The sequence below is a fragment of the Pseudohongiella acticola genome (assembly GCF_001758195.1).
Taxonomy (GTDB): Bacteria; Pseudomonadota; Gammaproteobacteria; order Pseudomonadales; family Pseudohongiellaceae; genus Pseudohongiella; species Pseudohongiella acticola.
This window is the reverse complement of sequence record NZ_MASR01000001.1, coordinates 1,287,286-1,305,965: the sequence shown is the minus strand read 5'-3', so window position 1 is coordinate 1,305,965 and position 18,680 is coordinate 1,287,286. Positions and strand designations below refer to the sequence as shown.

Below are 18,680 nucleotides of genomic sequence, written 5' to 3'. Positions count from 1 at the left end.
TTTTCAGCAAGGCTCTCTATGGCGCTGGTTCTGCTCGGCATCAATCACAATACCGCCAATGTTTCCTTACGGGAGCAGGTTGCGTTTCCGCCGGAAAAAATGGCCGATGCGATGCAGCGCGTGACTGCCCTGGAGCATGTCCGGGAAGCGGTGATTGTTTCCACCTGCAACCGTACTGAGTTGTACGTTGATATCGACCTGGGTGGACCTGTGGCGGACGCTGCGCTGATGGCAAGCGACAGCAATCAGGTTGTTGGCGATGCCGGTGTCGACCCGGCGCGTCTGGTGCTTGAGCAGCAAAAACTGTTGCTCTGGCTGAGTCATTATCACGGTGTTGACGCTGCTGACTTGAGTGCCTGCAGTTATTTTCACTGGCGCGATGATGTCATTCGCCATCTGATGCGTGTTGCCTGCGGACTGGATTCGATGGTGCTGGGTGAGCCGCAGATTCTGGGTCAGATCAAATCCGCCTATGCCGTTGCCAAAGAGCTGGGCGTCGCCAAAGCTGAGCTGTCGCGAGCGTTCCAGGAAGCTTTCTCCATTGCCAAAGAGGTACGCACCGATACTGCGATCGGCGAAAACCCGGTATCAGTGGCATATGCCGCGGTCACGCTGGCGGAGCAGATATTCTCGGACCTGGGCAGTCTGCACGCGCTGCTGATTGGCGCCGGCCACACCATCGAACTGGTCGCCCGGCACCTGACCGACCGGGGCGTGCGCAGTATCGTCGTGGCCAATCGTACCCTGCAGAACGCGGTCAAGCTGGGTGACAAGTTTGGCGCGCGCGGAGTGTTGTTGTCGGATATACCGGATGAGCTTGAACAGGCCGATATTGTGGTGTCCTCGACCAACAGTCAGTTACCACTGCTGGGCAAGGGCGCGGTTGAGCGTGCCATCAAAAAACGTCGCCACAAACCCATGTTATTGGTGGACCTGGCGGTGCCGCGGGATATCGAGCCGGAAGTCGGCCAGATCAGTGATGCCTATCTGTACAGTGTCGATGATATCCGTGATGTGATTGAGGACAATGTCAAAAGCCGCGCGCTGGCCGCCGAGCAGGCAAGTGCCATTATCGAGCGCGGCGTCGATGAGTATCTGCGTCAATTGCGCGCGCTGAGCGCGGTGGCGACGCTGCGCGCATTTCGCGAGAAGGCGGACCAAACGCGTCAGCTGGAACTGGAGAAAGCGCTAAAGGCGCTGGAAAAGGGCATGCCGGCAGAGCAGGTGTTGGAAGCACTGGCGCGCAGTATCACCAATAAGCTGATTCATTCACCCAGTGTGCAAATGAAGAAGGCCAGTGCCGAGGGCCGTGAAGATCTGGTTCGCCTGACGCAGGAACTGTATGAGTTGGGTGAATAAATCATGAAAGCATCAATCTATCAAAAACTGGAACACCTGGCCGAACGCTGCCAGGAGCTGCAGGCCCTGCTCAGTGACGCCGAAACCATCGCCGACCAGGATCGCTTTCGTGCCCTGTCGCGTGAATTTGCCGACATCGAACCAGTCGTGCGTGAGTTTGAAACCTACCTTGAAGCGCAGACCGGGCTTGTGCAGGCGCAGGAAATGCAGCGTGACGCAGACCCCGATATTCGCGAGATGGCCGACGAAGAATGTAAACAGTTGCGCCAGGCTATTGAAACACTGGAGCTGAGCCTGCAGAAACTGCTGCTGCCCAAGGACGAAAAAGACAGCATGAATGTGTTTCTGGAGATTCGTGCTGGCACTGGCGGCGATGAGGCTGCGCTGTTCGCAGGTGACCTGCACCGGATGTATGCACGTTATGCCGAACTCAAGGGCTGGCAGATGGAAATCATCAGCCAGCGCGCTGGCGAACATGGCGGTTTCAAGGAAGTTATCTGCCGCATTGAAGGCAGGCAGGTCTACGGTCAGCTGAAATTTGAGTCAGGCGCACACCGGGTTCAGCGTGTGCCCGAGACAGAAACTCAGGGGCGTATTCATACCTCTGCCTGTACCGTGGCGATTCTGCCGGCGGCCGATGAGCTGGAAGAGATTGAGCTGAACAAAGGCGATCTGCGTATCGACACCTTCCGGGCCAGTGGCGCCGGTGGTCAGCACGTCAATAAAACCGATTCCGCAATTCGTATCACTCACCTGCCCACGGGTATGGTGGTGGAATGCCAGGATGAGCGCTCGCAGCACAAGAACAGGGCGCGTGCCATGTCCCTGCTTAGCGCGCGCCTTAATGACATGGCACAGCAGGCGGCTGACAAACAGCAATCAGATGCACGGCGCCTGCTGGTTGGCTCCGGTGATCGTTCGGAGCGAATCCGGACCTATAATTTTCCTCAAGGGCGTGTCACCGATCATCGCATCAACCTGACCTTGTACAAACTGGCCGAGGTCGTGGAAGGGCAGCTGGATGTGGTTATCCAGCCACTGGTGCATGAATACCAGGCCGATCTGCTTGCCGAGCTGGCCGCGTGAGCCTGTGATGGTCAGCATTCGTCAGGCTCTGGATCAGGCGGTCTCTGCTCTGAAAACCAGTGACAGCGCAAAGCTTGATGCTGATGTGCTGCTGGCCTTTGTGTTGCATAAAACGCGAAGCTATCTGTTCAGTCATGCCGATACCGATTTAAGCGAGGACCAGCATGCTGTGTTCGAGGCGCTGGTGGTGCGGCGGGCTGCGGGCGAACCGGTCGCCTACCTGACCGGTCAACGCGGCTTCTGGACGCTGGACCTGAAGGTCACGCCTGCGGTGCTGATACCCCGGCCGGAAACGGAGTTGTTGGTGGAGCTGGCATTGAATCTGGGTCTTGAGATGGGGCAGGAGACGGGTCAGATAATGAATCGGGAGCCCGGCACCAGCCGCGCGGACCCCGCTCTGACCGTGGCAGACCTGGGCACCGGTAGTGGCGCCATCGCCCTGGCATTGGCCAGCGAGCGGGCGCACTGGCACATTTACGCGACCGATCGCAGTGAGCAGGCGCTGCAGGTTGCCCGCGACAATGCGGTGCAGCTCAATCTGACTCAGGTCAAATTCAGTGTTGGCGACTGGTGCGAGGCGTTGCCAGCCGACACTCGCTTTGACATGATTATCAGCAATCCGCCCTACATTGACGCGGGTGATCCACATCTTGAGCTCGGCGGTCTGCCATTCGAACCACGCACTGCGCTGGTTGCCGATAGCCGTGGTTTGAGTGATCTGGCGACAATCTGCCAACAGGCCGGACACAAGCTACGTGAGGACGGTTATCTGTTGCTTGAACACGGCTATCAACAGGGCGCCGAGGTGCGTGCATTACTGGCGACAGCAGGTTTCCGGAAAGTGCGCAGCGAGTGCGATCTGGCTGGCCATGAGCGCGTGACGCTGGGGCAATTTGCAGAATCGGGAGAAAACACATATGCGTGATGAGCAGTTATTGCGCTATAGTCGACAGATTATGTTGCCCGCTTTTGATGTAGAGGGGCAGACCCGGTTGCTGAACGCGACGGTACTGGTGGTTGGCGTGGGTGGGCTTGGCAGCCCGGTGGCCATGTATCTGGCCGCGGCGGGTGTCGGGCATCTGATTCTTGTTGACGACGATGTCGTGGAGATCAGCAATCTGCAGCGACAGGTGGCGCACCGAGAGAGTGCGCTTGGTGGCAGTAAAGTTGAGTCCGCCCGCCAGACACTGCTGGCATTGAATTCGGATGTTAAGATAACGACAGTTAATGAGCGCGTCGACAGAACGTTACTGGAAAAACTGATCGGGCGACCGGTCGACCTGGTTGTTGATGCCTGCGACAATTTTAGTACACGTTTTGCCATCAACGCGGTCTGTGTAAAGCACAAGGTGGCGCTGGTTTCCGGGGCTGCGATCCGTCTGGAAGGTCAGGTGGCGGTGTTTGACAGTCGTCAGCCTGACAGTCCGTGTTATCAGTGTCTGTATCAGGACGGCGACGATGAGCAGATGAGCTGTGCCCGTAATGGTGTGCTGGCGCCTGTGGTTGGCGTCATCGGCAGTATGCAGGCACTGGAGGCGATCAAGGTTTTATCCGGCATGGGCAAGAGCCTGTGTGGGCGTTTGTTATTGTTTGATGCCATGAGTTCCACTTGGCGAGAATTGCGTTTGCCGCGTGACCCTGCATGTAAAGTATGTGGGGCGGGCGCTTCCTGAACAGATTTATAAAGGTTGTCATACATGCAGAACACTGAAAACAAAGAGTCGGCCGAGACCACGGACTCTGTTGAAAATAAAGAGCCCTCAGCAAATAAAGAGCCCTTAGCGGATAAAGAGCCCTCAGCGCATAAAGAGCCATCAGCGGATAAAGCCGGACAGATGAGCGAGGCCGTTGTCCAGGCTGCCACCATCAATGCCAGTGCTGCTGCGGAAGACGCTTCCTCCGCTGAGGAAGGCCCTCAACCCGACGCGGCAGTTGATGCGCCGCCGGTGGTGCCTGATATCCCATTTAGCCAGTTTAAACTGGAGAAACCACTGGAGCGCGCCATCAAGGAGCTGGGGTACAAGTTCTGTACACCCATTCAGGCACAGAGCCTGCGTTATACGCTGCGTGGTTTTGATGTCACCGGCAAAGCACAAACCGGCACCGGCAAAACAGCAGCGTTTCTGATTACCATTATCAATGATCTGCTAAAGAACCCGGTCACGGAAGAGCGCTTTATTGGCGAGCCGCGGGCATTGATTCTGGCGCCTACACGCGAACTGGTGATGCAGATTGCCAGCGATGCCCAGAACCTCAGCAAAGGCTGCGGGCTTCATGTCGTGGCGATGGTGGGAGGCGAGGATTACAAGAAGCAACTGGCGGCGGTGGACTCACGACCGGTTGATATTGTGGTGGCAACACCGGGCCGCCTGATTGATTTCCTGCAGAACGATCAGCTTTATCTTGGGCTCGTCGAGATCCTGGTGATTGATGAGGCTGACCGAATGCTGGACATGGGGTTCATTCCCCAGGTGCGCACCATTGTCAGTCGCACACCGCACAAGGACTGCCGCCAGACACTGTTGTTCAGCGCCACGTTTACGCCAGAAATTATCGAGCTGACCTCGCGCTGGGCTATGGACCCGGTGATGATCGAGATTGCACCGGAACGTGTTGCGACCGACACCATTGAACAGATCGTGTATCTGGTGACCACGGGAGATAAATACAAATTGCTCTATAACATCATCAAGGCTGACGGCGCCGACAAGGTCATTGTCTTTAACAATCGCCGGGACCAGGTGCGCAAATTGGCAGACAGCCTGTATAGAAACGGCGTCAGTTGCGGATTATTGTCCGGTGAAGTAGCGCAGAATAAACGTGTAAAAACGCTGGAGGCATTCCGTGATGGCGATATTCAGGTGCTGGTCGCAACCGATGTTGCCGGTCGCGGCCTGCATATCGATGATGTCAGCCATGTCATCAATTACAGCCTGCCCGAAGAAGCCGAAGACTATGTGCATCGTATTGGTCGCACCGGGCGCGCCGGGGCCATCGGCACCTCAATCAGCTTTGCCTGTGAAGAGGATTCATTTCTGCTGCCCAATATCGAAGACAAACTGGGACAGAAGTTGCCCTGTGTTTACCCAGAAGCAGATCTGCTGGCAGAGCCACCGGCCTTTACCCGGCCATCGCATTTCAAGGATGAATCCAAGCCCTCAGCACGAGGTGGCAGAAGCGGTGGCGGCAAAGGCGGCTCCGGTAAACCCCGCCCTCGGCGCTGAAGCGTTCAGCGCCATGAAGGAACAGTAGCGCGAGTGCGTCCGTGGGTGTCAGGCCGGTTTGCCGGATTTGGCGCCAGCCGCTTCCAGCACTTCCATGTAGGGTGTTGCCGCGCGATGCTGGGCCACATGATCCAGAAAGGTTGTGCCATCGGACAGGGTCACATTGATGTCGTGTCCGGCGGCAACAAAAAACGGCACAAACCGGCTGAAGTGCTCAGGTAACATGCCGCGATAGGCTTTGGTCAGAATGTGATAGTCCGCCGGTACACCGGCCGGCGGTTCCAATTCAAGAAACCCCTGAATACGCTCGTCCGACCACTCTTCGTTGCGTGTGGCGGGCTGGGTTCTTTCTTTGCCTGTTTTTTTCTCTTCAATCATTGGAACACCTTCACGCGCTCAGTTTCTTGCGCAATAATTCGTTGAGTTGAGCCGGATTGGCTTTGCCCTTGGACAGTTTCATGGCCTGACCAACAAAAAAACCGAACACTGCTTCCTTGCCGCCGCGATACTGTGCCACCTGGTCCGGATTGGCCGCGATCACATCATCCACCAAGGCTTCGATGGCCCCGGTATCGGTGACCTGCTTCAGGCCACGCGATTCGATGATGGTGTCAACATCGGTTTCGCCTTCACTCAGTGCTTCGAATACGGTTTTGGCAATCTTGCCGGAAATCGTGTTGTCCTTGATGCGGCTGATCAGCATGCCCAGTGATTCAGGGCTGATCGGCGACTGGTCGATGCTCAGATCCTGCTTGTTGAGCAGGCCCAGCAGGTCGGCAGTAACCCAGTTGGCTGACAGCTTGGCGTCGCCACACAGACCTGCCACGGCCTCAAAGTATTCAGCCATGTCCCGGCTACTGGTCAACACGTCAGCATCATATTCGCTGAGCCCGTACTGCGACACAAAGCGCTGGCACCGGGCGCCCGGCAGCTCCGGCAGAGTGGCCCGCACGGCCTCAATAAAGGCATCGTCGATCACCAGCGGCAGCAGGTCGGGCTCGGGGAAATAACGGTAGTCGTTGGCAACTTCCTTGCTGCGCATGGAACGGGTTTCGTCCTTGTCTGAATCGTACAGGCGGGTTTCCTGCACAATGCGACCACCGTCTTCCAGAATCTCGATCTGGCGCTGTACTTCGTAGTTAATGGCCTTTTCCACAAACCGGAACGAGTTGACGTTCTTGATTTCGGTTCGCGTACCGAATTCCGTGTCTCCTTTTTTGCGGATCGACACGTTGGCATCGCAGCGCATGGAACCCTGTGCCATGTTGCCATCGGAAATGCCCAGGTAAAGAATGATGGAGTGCAGCTTCTTCAGATAGGCCACGGCCTCCTTGGCGTTGCGCAGGTCGGGGTCGGACACAATCTCCAGCAACGGCGTACCGGCCCTGTTCAGGTCGATACCGGACATGCCCTGGAAATCTTCGTGCAGGGACTTGCCGGCGTCCTCCTCAATGTGCGCGCGGGTAATGGCAATGATTTTTTCGCTGCCATCCTCAAGCTGGATCTTGAGCGTGCCGCGACCCACCGTGGGCAGGTCAAGCTGGCTAATCTGATAACCTTTGGGCAGGTCAGGGTAAAAATAGTTCTTTCGGTCAAAAACAGAGCGCTGACCGATCTCGGCGTCCACCGCCAGGCCAAAGCTGACCGCCATGCGAAGAACTTCTTCGTTCATTACCGGCAGTGTACCGGGCATGGCGAGATCATACAGGCTGGCCTGGGTGTTGGGGGCAGCGCCAAATCGTGTGCTGCTGCCCGAAAACAGTTTGCTCTGTGTTGCAAGTTGTACATGTACTTCCAGACCGATAACGGTTTCCCAGGTCATGTGTTATACCTCCGGTCTTTGTGTGTGCCAGTCAGTGTTTAACTGGAACTGATGTGCCACATTAAGCAGACGTGACTCGGACAACGCCGGTCCCACCAGTTGCATGCCAATGGGCAGACCACCCAGCATGCCCGCGGGCAGTGAAATACCGGGCAGGCCCGCCAGATTAACGGCGATGGTGTAGATGTCTTCCAGATACATGGTGACCGGGTCGCTGTTCTTCTCGCCGAGTTTGAATGCAGTGTGCGGCGAGGTTGGGCCGAGAATCAGATCAACGTCCTTGAACGCTGTGTCAAAATCCTGCTTGATCAGGCGGCGAATTTTCTGCGCCTGTTTGTAGTAGGCATCATAATAGCCGGCGGACAGAGCGTAGGTGCCAACCATGATGCGACGTTTGACTTCGTCGCCGAAACCTTCACCACGACTGCGCTTGTACATGTCTTCCAGGTTAACCGGGTTCTCGCAGCGGTAGCCGAAGCGGGCGCCGTCGAAACGCGACAGATTGGCTGAAGCCTCCGCGGGTGCAATAACGTAGTAGGCAGGCACCGACAGATGGTTGTTAGGCAACTCCACTGTCTTGACGGTAGCGCCCAGGCTTTCCAGTGTCTTGATGGCCAGTTGCAGAATTTCCTGTACCTGCGAACTGAGGCCGTCGCTGAAATGTTCTCGCGGCAGACCTATGCGCAGACCGGTCAGTGGCTGGTTCAATTGCGCGCTGAAATCTTCTGCCGGGATATCCAGGCAGGTCGAGTCTCGGGCATCGGCGCCAGCGATGACGTTCATCATCAGGGCGGCATCCTCGGCGCTCTTGCTGAGTGGGCCAGCCTGATCCAGGCTGGAGGCAAACGCGATCATGCCCCAGCGAGAAACACGGCCATAGGTTGGCTTCAGGCCGGTGATGCCGCAGAAGGACGCGGGCTGGCGAATTGATCCGCCGGTGTCGGTGCCGGTGGCGATGGCACAGAGGTCGGCGGCAACGGCTGCAGCAGAGCCGCCGGAAGAGCCGCCTGGCACGCGGTCCTGGTCCCAGGGGTTGTGAACCGCACCAAAATAACTGGTTTCGTTGGATGACCCCATGGCGAACTCATCCATGTTGGTTTTCCCGAGCATTACCGCGCCGGCGCTCTGCAGGCGTTCGACAACACAGGCATCGTAGGGAGAGGTGAAGTTGGCGAGCATGCGTGAGCCGCAGGCGGTCAGTACGTCGCGCGTGCAGAAGATGTCCTTGTGGGCGACAGGAATGCCGGTAAATGGTGTGGCATTGCCAGCGGCACGTTGGGCATCGGCCGCAGCCGCCTGGCTGAGTGCCAGTTCCGGCGTTGTCGTCACGTAGGCATTCAGTGCCGGGTTCAGTTGTGCGATACGATCCAGGTAGGCCTGTGTCAGTTCTACACTGGACACTTCCTTTTTGGCCAGTGCGGTGGCCAGTTCAGCAACGGTTTTGCTTAACATATGCGTCTGTATCCTTGCCTGATCTGATGAATGTCAGCAGTCAGCGATGTTGTTGTCAAAGTGCGAGCGGGGCCGGGCAGGCAACACCGGGCGGGGTCATTCAATGACCTTGGGGACCAGATACAGACCGTCCTGTGTGGCCGGTGCAATCTTCTGGTATTGGTCGCGCTGATTGGTTTCGGTGACGACGTCCGGGCGCAGCCGCTGGGTGGCATCGAAAGGATGTGCCATGGGCGCCACCTGGGATGTGTCCACATTTTGCATCTGGTCGATCATATTGAGAATGTTGGAGATTCGCTGGGCAACTTCCAGGGTGTCTGACTCGCTGATCTGCAGTCGTGCCAGATGCGCAATTTTTTCCACGTCTGTGTTGTCTAAGGCCATCAAAAGGCTCCTGAGTATGCGATAATACCGGGCCTGCCAGGTTCTTGACTCAAGCCCGACACCGGAATGTTTTTGATACTTGCCCTAATACATGAGCATTGCTAGAGTGCGTATCTATTTGCTGGAGAAGCCGTGATTATACGGGATTATGACCGGTCTGAGGCAACAGTTTCCTTCCAGGTTTGCGCTGGTTCCGTCGAAGATCGATCCTGAGGGCGATTTTCCGGGCGGAACTGTCACTCGTTTTGTCTGTCTGCTGTAAGAGCAGGTTAACGGGTCCGGCTCCCGGACCGTTCCGATTATTGTTGAGGTAAGCAAGAATTCAATGTTCAAAAAAATAAGGGGAATGTTCTCCAACGATCTGTCAATTGACCTGGGCACGGCGAATACACTGATTTACGTGCGTGGAGAAGGCATTGTCCTGAATGAGCCTTCCGTTGTTGCGATCCGTAACCACAATGGCCAGAAAACGGTGACTGCGGTCGGTGCCGACGCCAAACGCATGCTGGGCCGGACGCCGGGCAACATCACGGCCATCCGACCGATGAAGGACGGCGTGATTGCCGATTTTCAGGTGACCGAGAAGATGTTGCAGCATTTTATCAGCAAAGTGCACGAAAACAGCTTTTTCCCGCCCAGCCCGCGTGTGCTGGTGTGTGTGCCCTGCAAGTCCACCCAGGTTGAGCGCCGCGCCATCCGTGAGTCTGTTATCAGTGCCGGGGCCCGGGAAGTACGTCTGATCGAAGAACCCATGGCGGCCGCCATTGGTGCAGGACTGCCGGTGGAGAAACCCAGTGGTTCAATGGTGGTTGATATCGGTGGCGGGACTACCGAAATTGCCATTATTTCTCTGAATGGCGTGGTTTATGCTGAATCGGTTCGTGTCGGTGGTGATCGTTTTGATGAAGCCATTATTACGCATGTGCGCCGCAACTATGGCAGCCTGATCGGGGATGCCACTGCCGAGCGCATCAAAAAGGAAATTGGTTGTGCCTATCCGTCAGAAGGCGTGCTGCGTGAAATCGACGTGCGCGGCCGTAATCTGGCCGAAGGTGTGCCACGCAGTTTTACGCTGAATAGCGATGAGATCCTCGAAGCGCTGCAGGAAACCCTGTCAGCCATTGTGCAGGCGGTGAAGAGTGCGCTGGAACAGTCTCCGCCGGAACTGGCATCCGATATTGCCGAGAGCGGCATGGTGCTGACCGGTGGCGGAGCGTTGTTGAAAGACCTGGACAAGTTGCTGTCGGAAGAGACGGGCCTGCCCGTGATTGTTGCTGATGACCCGCTGACCTGTGTGGCGCGGGGCGGCGGCAAGGCCATGGAGCTGATGGATTCCAACGAAATGGATGCGCTCACGCTCGAGTGATTCATGGCTCCGGAATCAGAGTGCTGGTTCCGGAGTGGAATACCCGGTCCCGGCCGAATCTGCTGTCCGGGATCTAACGCCAACCAGTTGACTAATGCTGAACAGGCTGAGGTTCTGCTATTAAAACCTTATTTATCAAAGGGGTGTCGCTGGAGTATCGTCTGCTGGTGTTCATGGCGCTATCGCTTGGCGTCATGTTTGCCGATTCGCGGTTCGACTACCTGGATCGTGTTCGCTACACCGTCGCCTATGTCAGTACACCGGTGTATTGGGTGGCGGACATTCCCGCCCGCGCGTCGTCGTGGATTGACGATGTATTTGTGTCCCAGCGCGACCTCATTGAAGAAAACGCACAGTTGCGTCAGGAGTTGCTGTTCGCCCAGCGCGAGTTGCAGCTATTGGCCGGTCTGGCCAGTGAGAACAGTCGTCTGCGCGAACTTCAGGAAGCATCACAGGCCGTGCAGGGGCGTGTCATCACCGCAGAAATCATCAATGTCTCCAATGATCCGGGTTCCCGTCGGGTGCTGATCAACCGTGGCGCGCATAACGGTGTTTTTGAAGGCCAGGCCATTCTGGATGCCCATGGTCTGATGGGGCAGGTGGTCGAAGTGCTGCCATTTACCAGTTGGGTGCTGCTGATCACGGATTCCCGTCACGGCACCCCGGTGCAGGTCAATCGCAATGGCGAGCGTGCCATCGCCCGTGGCGGCAGAGGCGATGTGCCCGGGCTGGAGCTTGAATACGTACCGGACACTGCGGATATTGTGGTCGGCGACCTGCTGGTCAGCTCAGGGCTGGGGCAGCGTTATCCCAAGGACTATCCAGTCGCTGAAGTGACTCGTGTGTTTCATGACCCGGGCCAGCCATTTGCCCTGATCAGAGCCCGACCCCTGGCACAGATGGACCGGACACGACACGTCATGCTGGTGGTGCCGGACGACGAGGTGATCGGAGGAGGCAGTCTGGAACTGTTACCAGAGTTGCCGGACACGGGCGTGGTCAATGACGCCGATGGCGAGGCCCAAGCTGCCGAATCACAGAATATAGAACCCCAGGCTACGGATCCCCAAGCTACGGATCCCCAGGCGACGGATTCTCAGACCGCCGACTCTCAGCCTGCAGAAGCCGTCGCGCCCGCCGATGCCGCGCCTGTTGACGCTGCGGAGTCTGAAGCGGCTGCCACCCCGACCACTACTCAGGGAGACGTTTGATCATGGTACCCAGAGCGAATGGCGTGTGGATCATCATTCTCAGCCTGTTGCTGGCGTATCTGCTGGCGATAGTGCCTTTTCCTGACTGGGCCATGCATTACCGGCCGCAATGGGTGGCGATGGTGCTGATCTACTGGATTATGGCGCTGCCCTACCGAGTCGGTATTGGCGCGGCCTGGTTCGCGGGTCTGTTTATGGATATTCTGGAAGGCTCGCTGTTGGGGCTGAACGCGTTGTCGTTCGCCCTCATCGCCTACATTACCCTCAGCCTGCACCAGCGCTTGCGCATGTTTTCTGCTCTGCAGCAAAGCGGCATGATCCTGGCCCTGGTGGGCATCAACATGACCATGACCTACTGGATTAAAGTGGCAACCGAGCAGACCGATGCCGGCAGCCTGTTGTTCCTGCTGGGCGCGGTATCCAGTGCTTTTGTCTGGCCCTGGTTGTTCCTGGTCATGCGTCAACTGCGACGCGGGTTCAATGTACGCTGACATGAGTGAGTCGGAACCCATTATTTCAACCAGTCCATCATCGATCCTGGTGCTCGCCTCGGCATCGCCACGGCGCCGCGAATTGCTCGATCAGATTGGCGTTGCGTACCGGATTCTGGTGCATGACACTGACGAGACCCTGTTGCCAGCGGAACAACCGGCAGCCTATGTCAACCGGCTGGCCCGGCAAAAGGCGGCTTCGGTTAATGCCCTGCCGGAGATTTACGGGCGTAGCGCCGTGCTGGGCGCCGATACCATTGTAGTATGTGGGCGGTCGGTGCTGGGTAAACCACGTGATGAAGCGGATGCTGCACGTATGCTGGGTCTGTTGTCAGGGCGTTGTCACGAGGTGATGACGGCTGTCTGTGTGATGCGGGGTGAGCAGATAAAACAGGTCAGTGTTAGCACACGTGTCTGGTTTCGCGACCTGAGTCATGCGGACATTTCTGGCTACTGGCGCAGCGGTGAACCGGCAGGCAAGGCCGGCGCCTATGCAGTGCAGGGTGCGGGTGCGCTTTTTGTCGAGAAAATCGAAGGCAGCTACTCAGGTGTGGTGGGATTGCCGCTGTTTGAAACAGGCCGGCTGCTGGCAGACTTTGGCATCAGGAACACGCTTGAAAACGGCAGGTGATAGCCGCAGCTGCAAATGATCCGAGATAGATTTGTAACAGAATAATTGTAGGCCCGGAGAGTCGCGCGTGAGTGAAGAGATATTGATAAATGTCACACCCCGGGAAACCCGCCTGGCGCTGACCGACAATGGACTGCTGCAGGAAATCTACATTGAGCGCCGCAGCCGCAGTGGTCATGTTGGCGATATCTATCTGGGCAAGGTGGTCCGGGTGATGCCGGGGATGGAAGCAGCCTTTGTTGATATTGGCCTTGAGCGCGCGGCATTTCTGCATTGCGCCGACATCACGCCGATAGGTGCCGATGGTCTGGAAGTCAGCGATGACGGTGTTGCGGACATTCAGACACTGCTGCATGAAGGGCAAATGATTGTGGTTCAGGTGGCCAAGGACCCGATTGGCTCCAAAGGCGCTCGCCTGACCACCCACCTGACACTGCCTTCCCGGCACCTCGTGTACCTGCCCCGTAATGCCCATATCGGCATTTCCCTGCGACTTGAAGATGAAGCGGAGCGTGAGCGTCTACAGGCCTCGCTTGAGCGTTGTCTGACGCAGGAACAGGTGGCGGACAAGGGTGGTTTTATTATCCGGACGGCGGCCGAAGGCGCCAGTGATGCCGAGCTGAGCGAGGATATTCGTTTCCTGCGCAAGCTCTGGGCCGCAGTCGCCAGGCGTATCGAAAAAGGCAGAGAGGTCAGGGTGTTGTACCAGGACCTGCCATTGTATCTGCGCGCGGTCCGGGATCTGATTACGCCGCAGGTGGAAAAGATCCGGGTAGACTCCGCCGAAGCGTTTGAGGAGATCAACACCTTTGTCGGCGATTTCATTCCCGAGTCTCTGCACCGTGTTGAGCTTTACCGCGGTGAGCGGCCCATATTTGATCTGTACAACATTGACGATGAAATGGAAAAGGCGCTGGGTCGTCAGGTCAAACTGAAGTCCGGGGGTGACCTGATTATTGACCAGACCGAGGCGATGACCACAATTGATGTTAATACCGGTGGTTATCTGGGCAACAAGAATCACGCGGAAACCGTGTTAAAAACCAATCTGGAGGCGGCCACGGCCATTGCGCGGCAACTGCGAATAAGAAATCTGGGCGGTATTATTATTCTGGATTTCATCGACATGGATGAGCCTGAACATCAGCGTCAGGTGCTGCGGACCCTGGGCAAAGCACTGGACAAGGATCATGCCCGAACCATGATTTCAGGCATCTCAGAGTTGGGACTGGTGGAAATGACCCGCAAACGCACGCGGGAGAGTCTGGGGCAGATACTGTGTAGCCCCTGTCCCATGTGCTCGGGGCGCGGCCGTCTGAAAACGCCGGAAACCATCTGCTACGAAATTTTCCGTGAAATCGTCCGTGTTGCCCGGGCGTATGAAAATGATGAGTTGCTGGTGATGGCCTCCCAACTTGTGGTTGATCGCCTGCTGGACGAAGAGTCTGGCACGCTTGCAGACCTGGAGGCGCTGACTGGCAAAACCATCAGGTTTCAGGTTGAACCCATGTATACTCAGGAACAATATGACGTTGTTCTGTTTTGATGGGCAGCAGGAATGGTCTGACGGGCCGCGGTTTTGACAGGCATCTATGATTCTTCAAGTAACCAAATCCCTTGGCCGGGCGATATTGCAGGTTGTGTTCGCCTTGCTACTGGTGATGCTGGTGGCACTGGCGTTGTATGTCACCCTGGGCCGGCAGCTGACGCCGATGGTGGGAAACTACCAGCAGGCGCTTGAGCAGCGTCTGTCACAGATGCTGGATGCAAGCGTAACATTCGGCAGTATTGACGGTGAATGGGAGGGTTTTGGTCCCCGATTTCTGATTCAGGATCTGACCATCAACCCCCGAAACGGAGACGAGTCAGCAACTCTGGTGTTGGACCAGATCAGTGTTGCGCCCGATATACCCGCCAGCGTGCGTCAACTCAGACCCGTGCTGGGGCACACCACACTGCACCAACTTGACCTGGCACTGCACGAACAGAGCAATGGCAGGTGGTCGCTGGCCGGCCTGACCACAACTGGAGCCGGGGCGGTGTCACCGGCACAGATTCTGGACTGGCTAAAAAGTCTGGCACTGCTGGAGCTGGAGCAGACCCGGGTCGCGTTTCATCACCTTAGTGGGCAGGTCACACGGTTTAACGATACTCATCTTCAGATTCAGAGTCTGCAGGGGCGCCACGTGGTCAGCCTGACGGCCTATCAGGAAGGTATTGAGACGCCACTGCATGCGCAGGGTGAGCTGACGGGTGACACCCTTGAACAATTGCAGGGCGAGCTTTATCTGGCGTTCCCAGGTACAGATTACAGCGAATTTCTGCATGCTGTTCAGCCTGCCGACATCGATATCAATGAACTCAGCCTCGACGGTGAATTGTGGCTGACCCTGCAGCAGGGTGCCCTGGCTGGATTGCATTGGCGCGGTCGCGCAGACCTGGGCGTGGAACGCTCGGTGGCCACGCGTGTTGAGAACCTGACAGTGGGTTGGCTGCATCTGCAACATGACGCAGATGCCGAACGCTGGCGGCTCGATATCGAGGACATGGCGTTTGACTTCGGCAATCGCCGCTGGCCACTCGGCGGATTGACCGCAGATTACACGGTGGGGCAGCAGGCAACAGCGCATATTGATGTGGTTGAACTGGGTGTAGCGTCGAGACTGCTGGTGGCGCTGGCGCCGGAAGGTGTATTGCGTGACGAAATCGAACAGTTCAATCCGCGTGGCCAGGTGCGTGATCTCAGAATAGCGGCCGCACTTGAGGGTGATGCATTAAAAACAGCGGCAGTGACGACCAACCTGAATGCTGCGGCTATCAGTGCGCACCGTGGAGCACCTGCCTTCTGGGGCGTCGATGGTTATGCAGAGCTTGCCTTCGATGCTGATCAGCGTCTGCTCGACGGGTTTGTCGAAGTCGATAGCGACGATGTGATGGTGCACCTGCCCGGTCTGTTCAACGATCAGTGGGCCTATCACCGACTCAATGGCAGAATGGGGTTCCATGCTGACTGGCGCTCGGATCTGAATATTCGTCTTGCCAGCGGTGTCATTGTTGTCGAGTCTGATGACCTGGAAGCTCGCGCGCAATTCGCCACTGATATTCAGAATGGCGAAGACCGGCTTATCAATCTTGAGTTGATGGTTGGTGCCCTGTCTGCGGACGTATCACGCAAATCGTTGTACCTGCCGACTGCTCCCGGGGCACCACAATCTGCGCAGGGGATTTTGCGCTGGGTCAATGACGCCGTGGTCGGTGGGCGGGCGGGCGGCAGTGGTCTGATTTTTCGCGGGCAGGTACAGAGCGGTGCAGAGACGGCTGCAAGAACGCTTCAGATGTTCTATAAAGTATCAGATGGAACACTTAAGTTTGATCCAGACTGGCCTGCAATCGAAGCATTGGATGGCATTGTCACCATCGATAATGGTGATGTGGATATCACGGCATCGGCGGGAAGCTCGCTGGGTATTGATTTTAACTCCAGCGTGGCGTCGGTACGTGCCAGCCCCGAGGGCGGTAGCTGGTTGACGGTGAGCGGTACCGGTCGTGGCAGTGCGCAACAGGGACTGCGTTACCTGCAGTCGACGCCGGTGACTCAAGGTGTTGGCCAATACCTGTCGAGCTGGCAGGCAGACGGTGACACCGATTTCAGTCTTGCTCTGAATATTCCGTTGTACGTAGACAATGCCCGGCCGCAGGTCGATCTGGCGTTTGCATTTGCGGACAATCGAATACTCATGCCCGAGTACGATCTGGATGTGGGCAATATCTCCGGGCGGTTGGTCTACAATTCCGTAGATGGCCTGCAAAGTCAGGACATGACGGCCACGCTTCTGGGCAATGTTGTTGACGTAGAGGTACAGGCCGATGGCATGGAGGGTGAGCCGGAAGGCACCCGAGTTGGTGTTACCGGCGAAGTGAGCGTTGATGCATTGTCGAATTGGCCAGGAATGCCGGCGCTGGTGTCGACACTGCTGCGAGAGGCACAAGGTACATCCGCTTACCGCGCCGAAGTCACGCTGCCGGTGCCGGGATCCAGCGCTACCGAACAGCGCCATCCGCGCTTACAGATCAATAGTGACCTGCGTGGTATCGGGTTTGCCTTGCCCGCTCCGTTTGCCAAGGTTGACGATGCCTCACAGGCGTTTAACCTGACACTGGATTTCATGCCGCAGTCGCTTGGGCTGAACATGTCTCTGCAGGATGTAATGCAGATGAATTTGAGTCTGCGCGAAGGCAACCTTCACAACGGGCTGGTCTATTTCGGTGCTAACGCAGATGGTCTGCGTGTGCGACGGCTGAACGAGGCCGCCCCAGGCGTCTCCGTGCTGGGCACAATACCCGAATTTAATTTCCAGAACTGGTCGCAGGCATTTAGCCGACTGGTGACAACCGGCAGTAGCAATGCGGCAATGACATCCGGGTTTGATCCGGGCGTGACCGGCACCGCAGAGTTGATGATAGGCCGGCTGACTGTTTTTGATGAGGTATTTGAACAGGTCAGTGTACAGATGGCGCAAAACGACAGTACCTGGACATTGGGCCTGAGCAGCGATGCGATCGCCGGCTCGATACAGTTGCCGGAGTCCGCAGCGCAGCCGTGGCAGGTCAATCTGGAGCATCTGCATCTTAGCCGATCCATTGGCGGTGCCACTGAAGATGAGCTGGCAGCGCTGGACAGTGAAGCCGGGACACCACCGGTCACGGGCGCAGAGCTGGATCTGCAGGAGCTACCGACAGTTGAATACATATTGCCGCGCAATGATCCGTTGAGTGAGCTGGATCCAAGAGACTTTCCCAATATTCAGCTGGCAATAGATGAGCTGACACTGGCGGGCTCGCCCTTCGGGAAATGGCAGTTCCTGATGCAGTCGGATGCGCAGGGAGCCGAATTCACTGATCTCATTGTGAATGCCCGAGGGCTGCGGATCGGCACTGAAGAGGAGCCGGCAACGTTTCGCTGGCGCTATGATGGCGACGGCCATGACAGTGAGTTGACCGGCATTCTGGCGGCCAGCGACCTGGCATCTGTGTTAAGTGCATATGGTTACGCTCCGAGTATCCAGAGTGAATCGGCACGGTTCGACTCGCGGCTATACTGGCGAGGTAGTCCCGCTTATTTTTCTGCGTTGGGGTTGAATGGTGAGATTGACCTTGAGGTCAATAATGGTCGCTTTCAGCAGCGCGCGGGTGTAGCCAACAGTGCCTTGCGCCTGATCAGCATCATCAATTTCGACGCGATTCTCAGACGTCTGCGTTTCAGCGAAGATATCACCGGCTCAGGGCTTGCCTACGATGAAATTCGCGGCAAGGTTGTACTGGAGGACGGGCTCTTGTCGATTGAAGACCGTTTGCAGATCATTGGTCCGTCCAGTCTGTTCCAGATTGCCGGGGAAGTGGATCTTGCGGCGGAAACGATTGACGGCGATCTTTATATTACACTGCCGGTCAGTGACAATATTCCCTGGCTCAGTGGTCTCGCAGCGCTTAATAATTTGATCAACTGGCAGGTGGCCGTTGGTGTGTTCCTGTTCGATCAGATTTTTGGTGATCAGGTGGATGACCTGACCAGTGCACATTACACCCTGGACGGCCCCTGGGAGAGTGTCGAGCCGCGCCTGAATCAGGTATTTACGGGAGGAGGTAACTAATAT

15 protein-coding genes are annotated in these 18,680 nt (G+C 56.9%); 11 read left to right on the top strand and 4 right to left on the bottom strand.

Going from position 1 to position 18,680, the window contains the following annotated elements:
• The first annotated feature begins 18 nt into the window (after positions 1-18).
• Genes hemA through rhlB form a run of 5 tightly spaced genes read left to right on the top strand, consistent with a single transcriptional unit; the run spans position 19 to position 5,669 of the window.
• Positions 19-1,359: a glutamyl-tRNA reductase gene (gene hemA, locus PHACT_RS05440; RefSeq protein ID WP_070116261.1), complete on the top strand. Its 1,341-nt coding sequence runs from the start codon at positions 19-21 to the stop codon at positions 1,357-1,359.
• 3 nt (positions 1,360-1,362) lie between these two features.
• Positions 1,363-2,445, top strand: a complete 1,083-nt coding sequence (gene prfA / locus PHACT_RS05435; protein ID WP_070116260.1) for a peptide chain release factor 1 — start codon at positions 1,363-1,365, stop codon at positions 2,443-2,445.
• 7 nt (positions 2,446-2,452) lie between these two features.
• Positions 2,453-3,370: a peptide chain release factor N(5)-glutamine methyltransferase gene (gene prmC, locus PHACT_RS05430; protein WP_070118172.1), complete on the top strand. Its 918-nt coding sequence runs from the start codon at positions 2,453-2,455 to the stop codon at positions 3,368-3,370.
• Positions 3,363-4,118, top strand: a complete 756-nt coding sequence (locus PHACT_RS05425) for a HesA/MoeB/ThiF family protein (RefSeq protein WP_070116259.1) — start codon at positions 3,363-3,365, stop codon at positions 4,116-4,118. The genes prmC and PHACT_RS05425 overlap by 8 nt, the downstream gene beginning before the upstream one ends.
• A 24-nt stretch (positions 4,119-4,142) precedes the next feature.
• On the top strand, positions 4,143-5,669 hold the full coding sequence (gene rhlB / locus PHACT_RS05420) for an ATP-dependent RNA helicase RhlB (protein WP_070116258.1): 1,527 nt from the start codon (positions 4,143-4,145) through the stop codon (positions 5,667-5,669).
• A gap of 48 nt (positions 5,670-5,717) precedes the next feature.
• Here rhlB and PHACT_RS05415 read toward each other — a convergent pair whose 3' ends face one another.
• From PHACT_RS05415 to gatC, 4 genes are all read right to left on the bottom strand, one after another.
• Positions 5,718-6,047: a PA4642 family protein gene (locus tag PHACT_RS05415; protein WP_070116257.1), complete on the bottom strand. Its 330-nt coding sequence runs from the start codon at positions 6,045-6,047 to the stop codon at positions 5,718-5,720.
• A 10-nt stretch (positions 6,048-6,057) separates the two neighbouring features.
• The gene (gene gatB / locus PHACT_RS05410) at positions 6,058-7,491 is read right to left on the bottom strand and encodes an Asp-tRNA(Asn)/Glu-tRNA(Gln) amidotransferase subunit GatB (RefSeq protein WP_070116256.1); all 1,434 of its coding nucleotides are present in this window, start codon (positions 7,489-7,491) and stop codon (positions 6,058-6,060) included.
• Positions 7,492-7,494: 3 nt separating this feature from the next.
• Entirely contained in the window at positions 7,495-8,943 is a 1,449-nt protein-coding gene (gene gatA, locus PHACT_RS05405) for an Asp-tRNA(Asn)/Glu-tRNA(Gln) amidotransferase subunit GatA (RefSeq protein WP_070116255.1), read from the bottom strand.
• 96 nt (positions 8,944-9,039) lie between these two features.
• Complete coding sequence (gene gatC, locus PHACT_RS05400) at positions 9,040-9,327, bottom strand: Asp-tRNA(Asn)/Glu-tRNA(Gln) amidotransferase subunit GatC (RefSeq protein ID WP_070116254.1); 288 nt, start codon at positions 9,325-9,327, stop codon at positions 9,040-9,042.
• Between the two features lie 325 nt (positions 9,328-9,652).
• Between gatC and PHACT_RS05395 the strand changes: the two genes are divergently transcribed.
• The 6 genes from PHACT_RS05395 to PHACT_RS05370 all read left to right on the top strand — a co-directional run bounded on the left by PHACT_RS05395 (position 9,653) and on the right by PHACT_RS05370 (position 18,677).
• Positions 9,653-10,693, top strand: coding sequence for a rod shape-determining protein (locus tag PHACT_RS05395; RefSeq protein ID WP_070116253.1), 1,041 nt, complete (start codon positions 9,653-9,655; stop codon positions 10,691-10,693).
• A gap of 143 nt (positions 10,694-10,836) precedes the next feature.
• Positions 10,837-11,904 carry a rod shape-determining protein MreC gene (mreC, locus tag PHACT_RS05390; RefSeq protein ID WP_169819397.1) on the top strand — a complete coding sequence of 356 codons (1,068 nt, stop codon included), beginning with the start codon at positions 10,837-10,839 and terminating at the stop codon, positions 11,902-11,904.
• Positions 11,905-11,906: 2 nt separating this feature from the next.
• Positions 11,907-12,395, top strand: coding sequence for a rod shape-determining protein MreD (gene mreD / locus PHACT_RS05385; RefSeq protein ID WP_070116252.1), 489 nt, complete (start codon positions 11,907-11,909; stop codon positions 12,393-12,395).
• Position 12,396: 1 nt separating this feature from the next.
• Entirely contained in the window at positions 12,397-13,026 is a 630-nt protein-coding gene (locus tag PHACT_RS05380; protein ID WP_070116251.1) for a Maf family protein, read from the top strand.
• 67 nt (positions 13,027-13,093) lie between these two features.
• The gene (gene rng / locus PHACT_RS05375) at positions 13,094-14,572 is read left to right on the top strand and encodes a ribonuclease G (RefSeq protein WP_070116250.1); all 1,479 of its coding nucleotides are present in this window, start codon (positions 13,094-13,096) and stop codon (positions 14,570-14,572) included.
• Positions 14,573-14,618: 46 nt separating this feature from the next.
• Positions 14,619-18,677: a YhdP family protein gene (locus tag PHACT_RS05370; protein ID WP_070116249.1), complete on the top strand. Its 4,059-nt coding sequence runs from the start codon at positions 14,619-14,621 to the stop codon at positions 18,675-18,677.
• Positions 18,678-18,680 lie beyond the last annotated feature (3 nt).

Excerpts from the sequence above, each read along its gene's own strand:
- hemA (WP_070116261.1), top strand. The coding sequence starts at position 19 with ATGGCGCTGGTTCTGCTCGGCATCAATCACAATACCGCCAATGTTTCC.
- prfA (WP_070116260.1), top strand. The coding sequence starts at position 1,363 with ATGAAAGCATCAATCTATCAAAAACTGGAACACCTGGCCGAACGCTGC.
- prmC (WP_070118172.1), top strand. The coding sequence starts at position 2,453 with ATGGTCAGCATTCGTCAGGCTCTGGATCAGGCGGTCTCTGCTCTGAAA.
- PHACT_RS05425 (WP_070116259.1), top strand. The coding sequence starts at position 3,363 with ATGCGTGATGAGCAGTTATTGCGCTATAGTCGACAGATTATGTTGCCC.
- rhlB (WP_070116258.1), top strand. The coding sequence starts at position 4,143 with ATGCAGAACACTGAAAACAAAGAGTCGGCCGAGACCACGGACTCTGTT.
- PHACT_RS05415 (WP_070116257.1), bottom strand. The coding sequence starts at position 6,047 with ATGATTGAAGAGAAAAAAACAGGCAAAGAAAGAACCCAGCCCGCCACA.
- gatB (WP_070116256.1), bottom strand. The coding sequence starts at position 7,491 with ATGACCTGGGAAACCGTTATCGGTCTGGAAGTACATGTACAACTTGCA.
- gatA (WP_070116255.1), bottom strand. The coding sequence starts at position 8,943 with ATGTTAAGCAAAACCGTTGCTGAACTGGCCACCGCACTGGCCAAAAAG.
- gatC (WP_070116254.1), bottom strand. The coding sequence starts at position 9,327 with ATGGCCTTAGACAACACAGACGTGGAAAAAATTGCGCATCTGGCACGA.
- PHACT_RS05395 (WP_070116253.1), top strand. The coding sequence starts at position 9,653 with ATGTTCAAAAAAATAAGGGGAATGTTCTCCAACGATCTGTCAATTGAC.
- mreD (WP_070116252.1), top strand. The coding sequence starts at position 11,907 with ATGGTACCCAGAGCGAATGGCGTGTGGATCATCATTCTCAGCCTGTTG.
- PHACT_RS05380 (WP_070116251.1), top strand. The coding sequence starts at position 12,397 with ATGAGTGAGTCGGAACCCATTATTTCAACCAGTCCATCATCGATCCTG.
- PHACT_RS05370 (WP_070116249.1), top strand. The coding sequence starts at position 14,619 with ATGATTCTTCAAGTAACCAAATCCCTTGGCCGGGCGATATTGCAGGTT.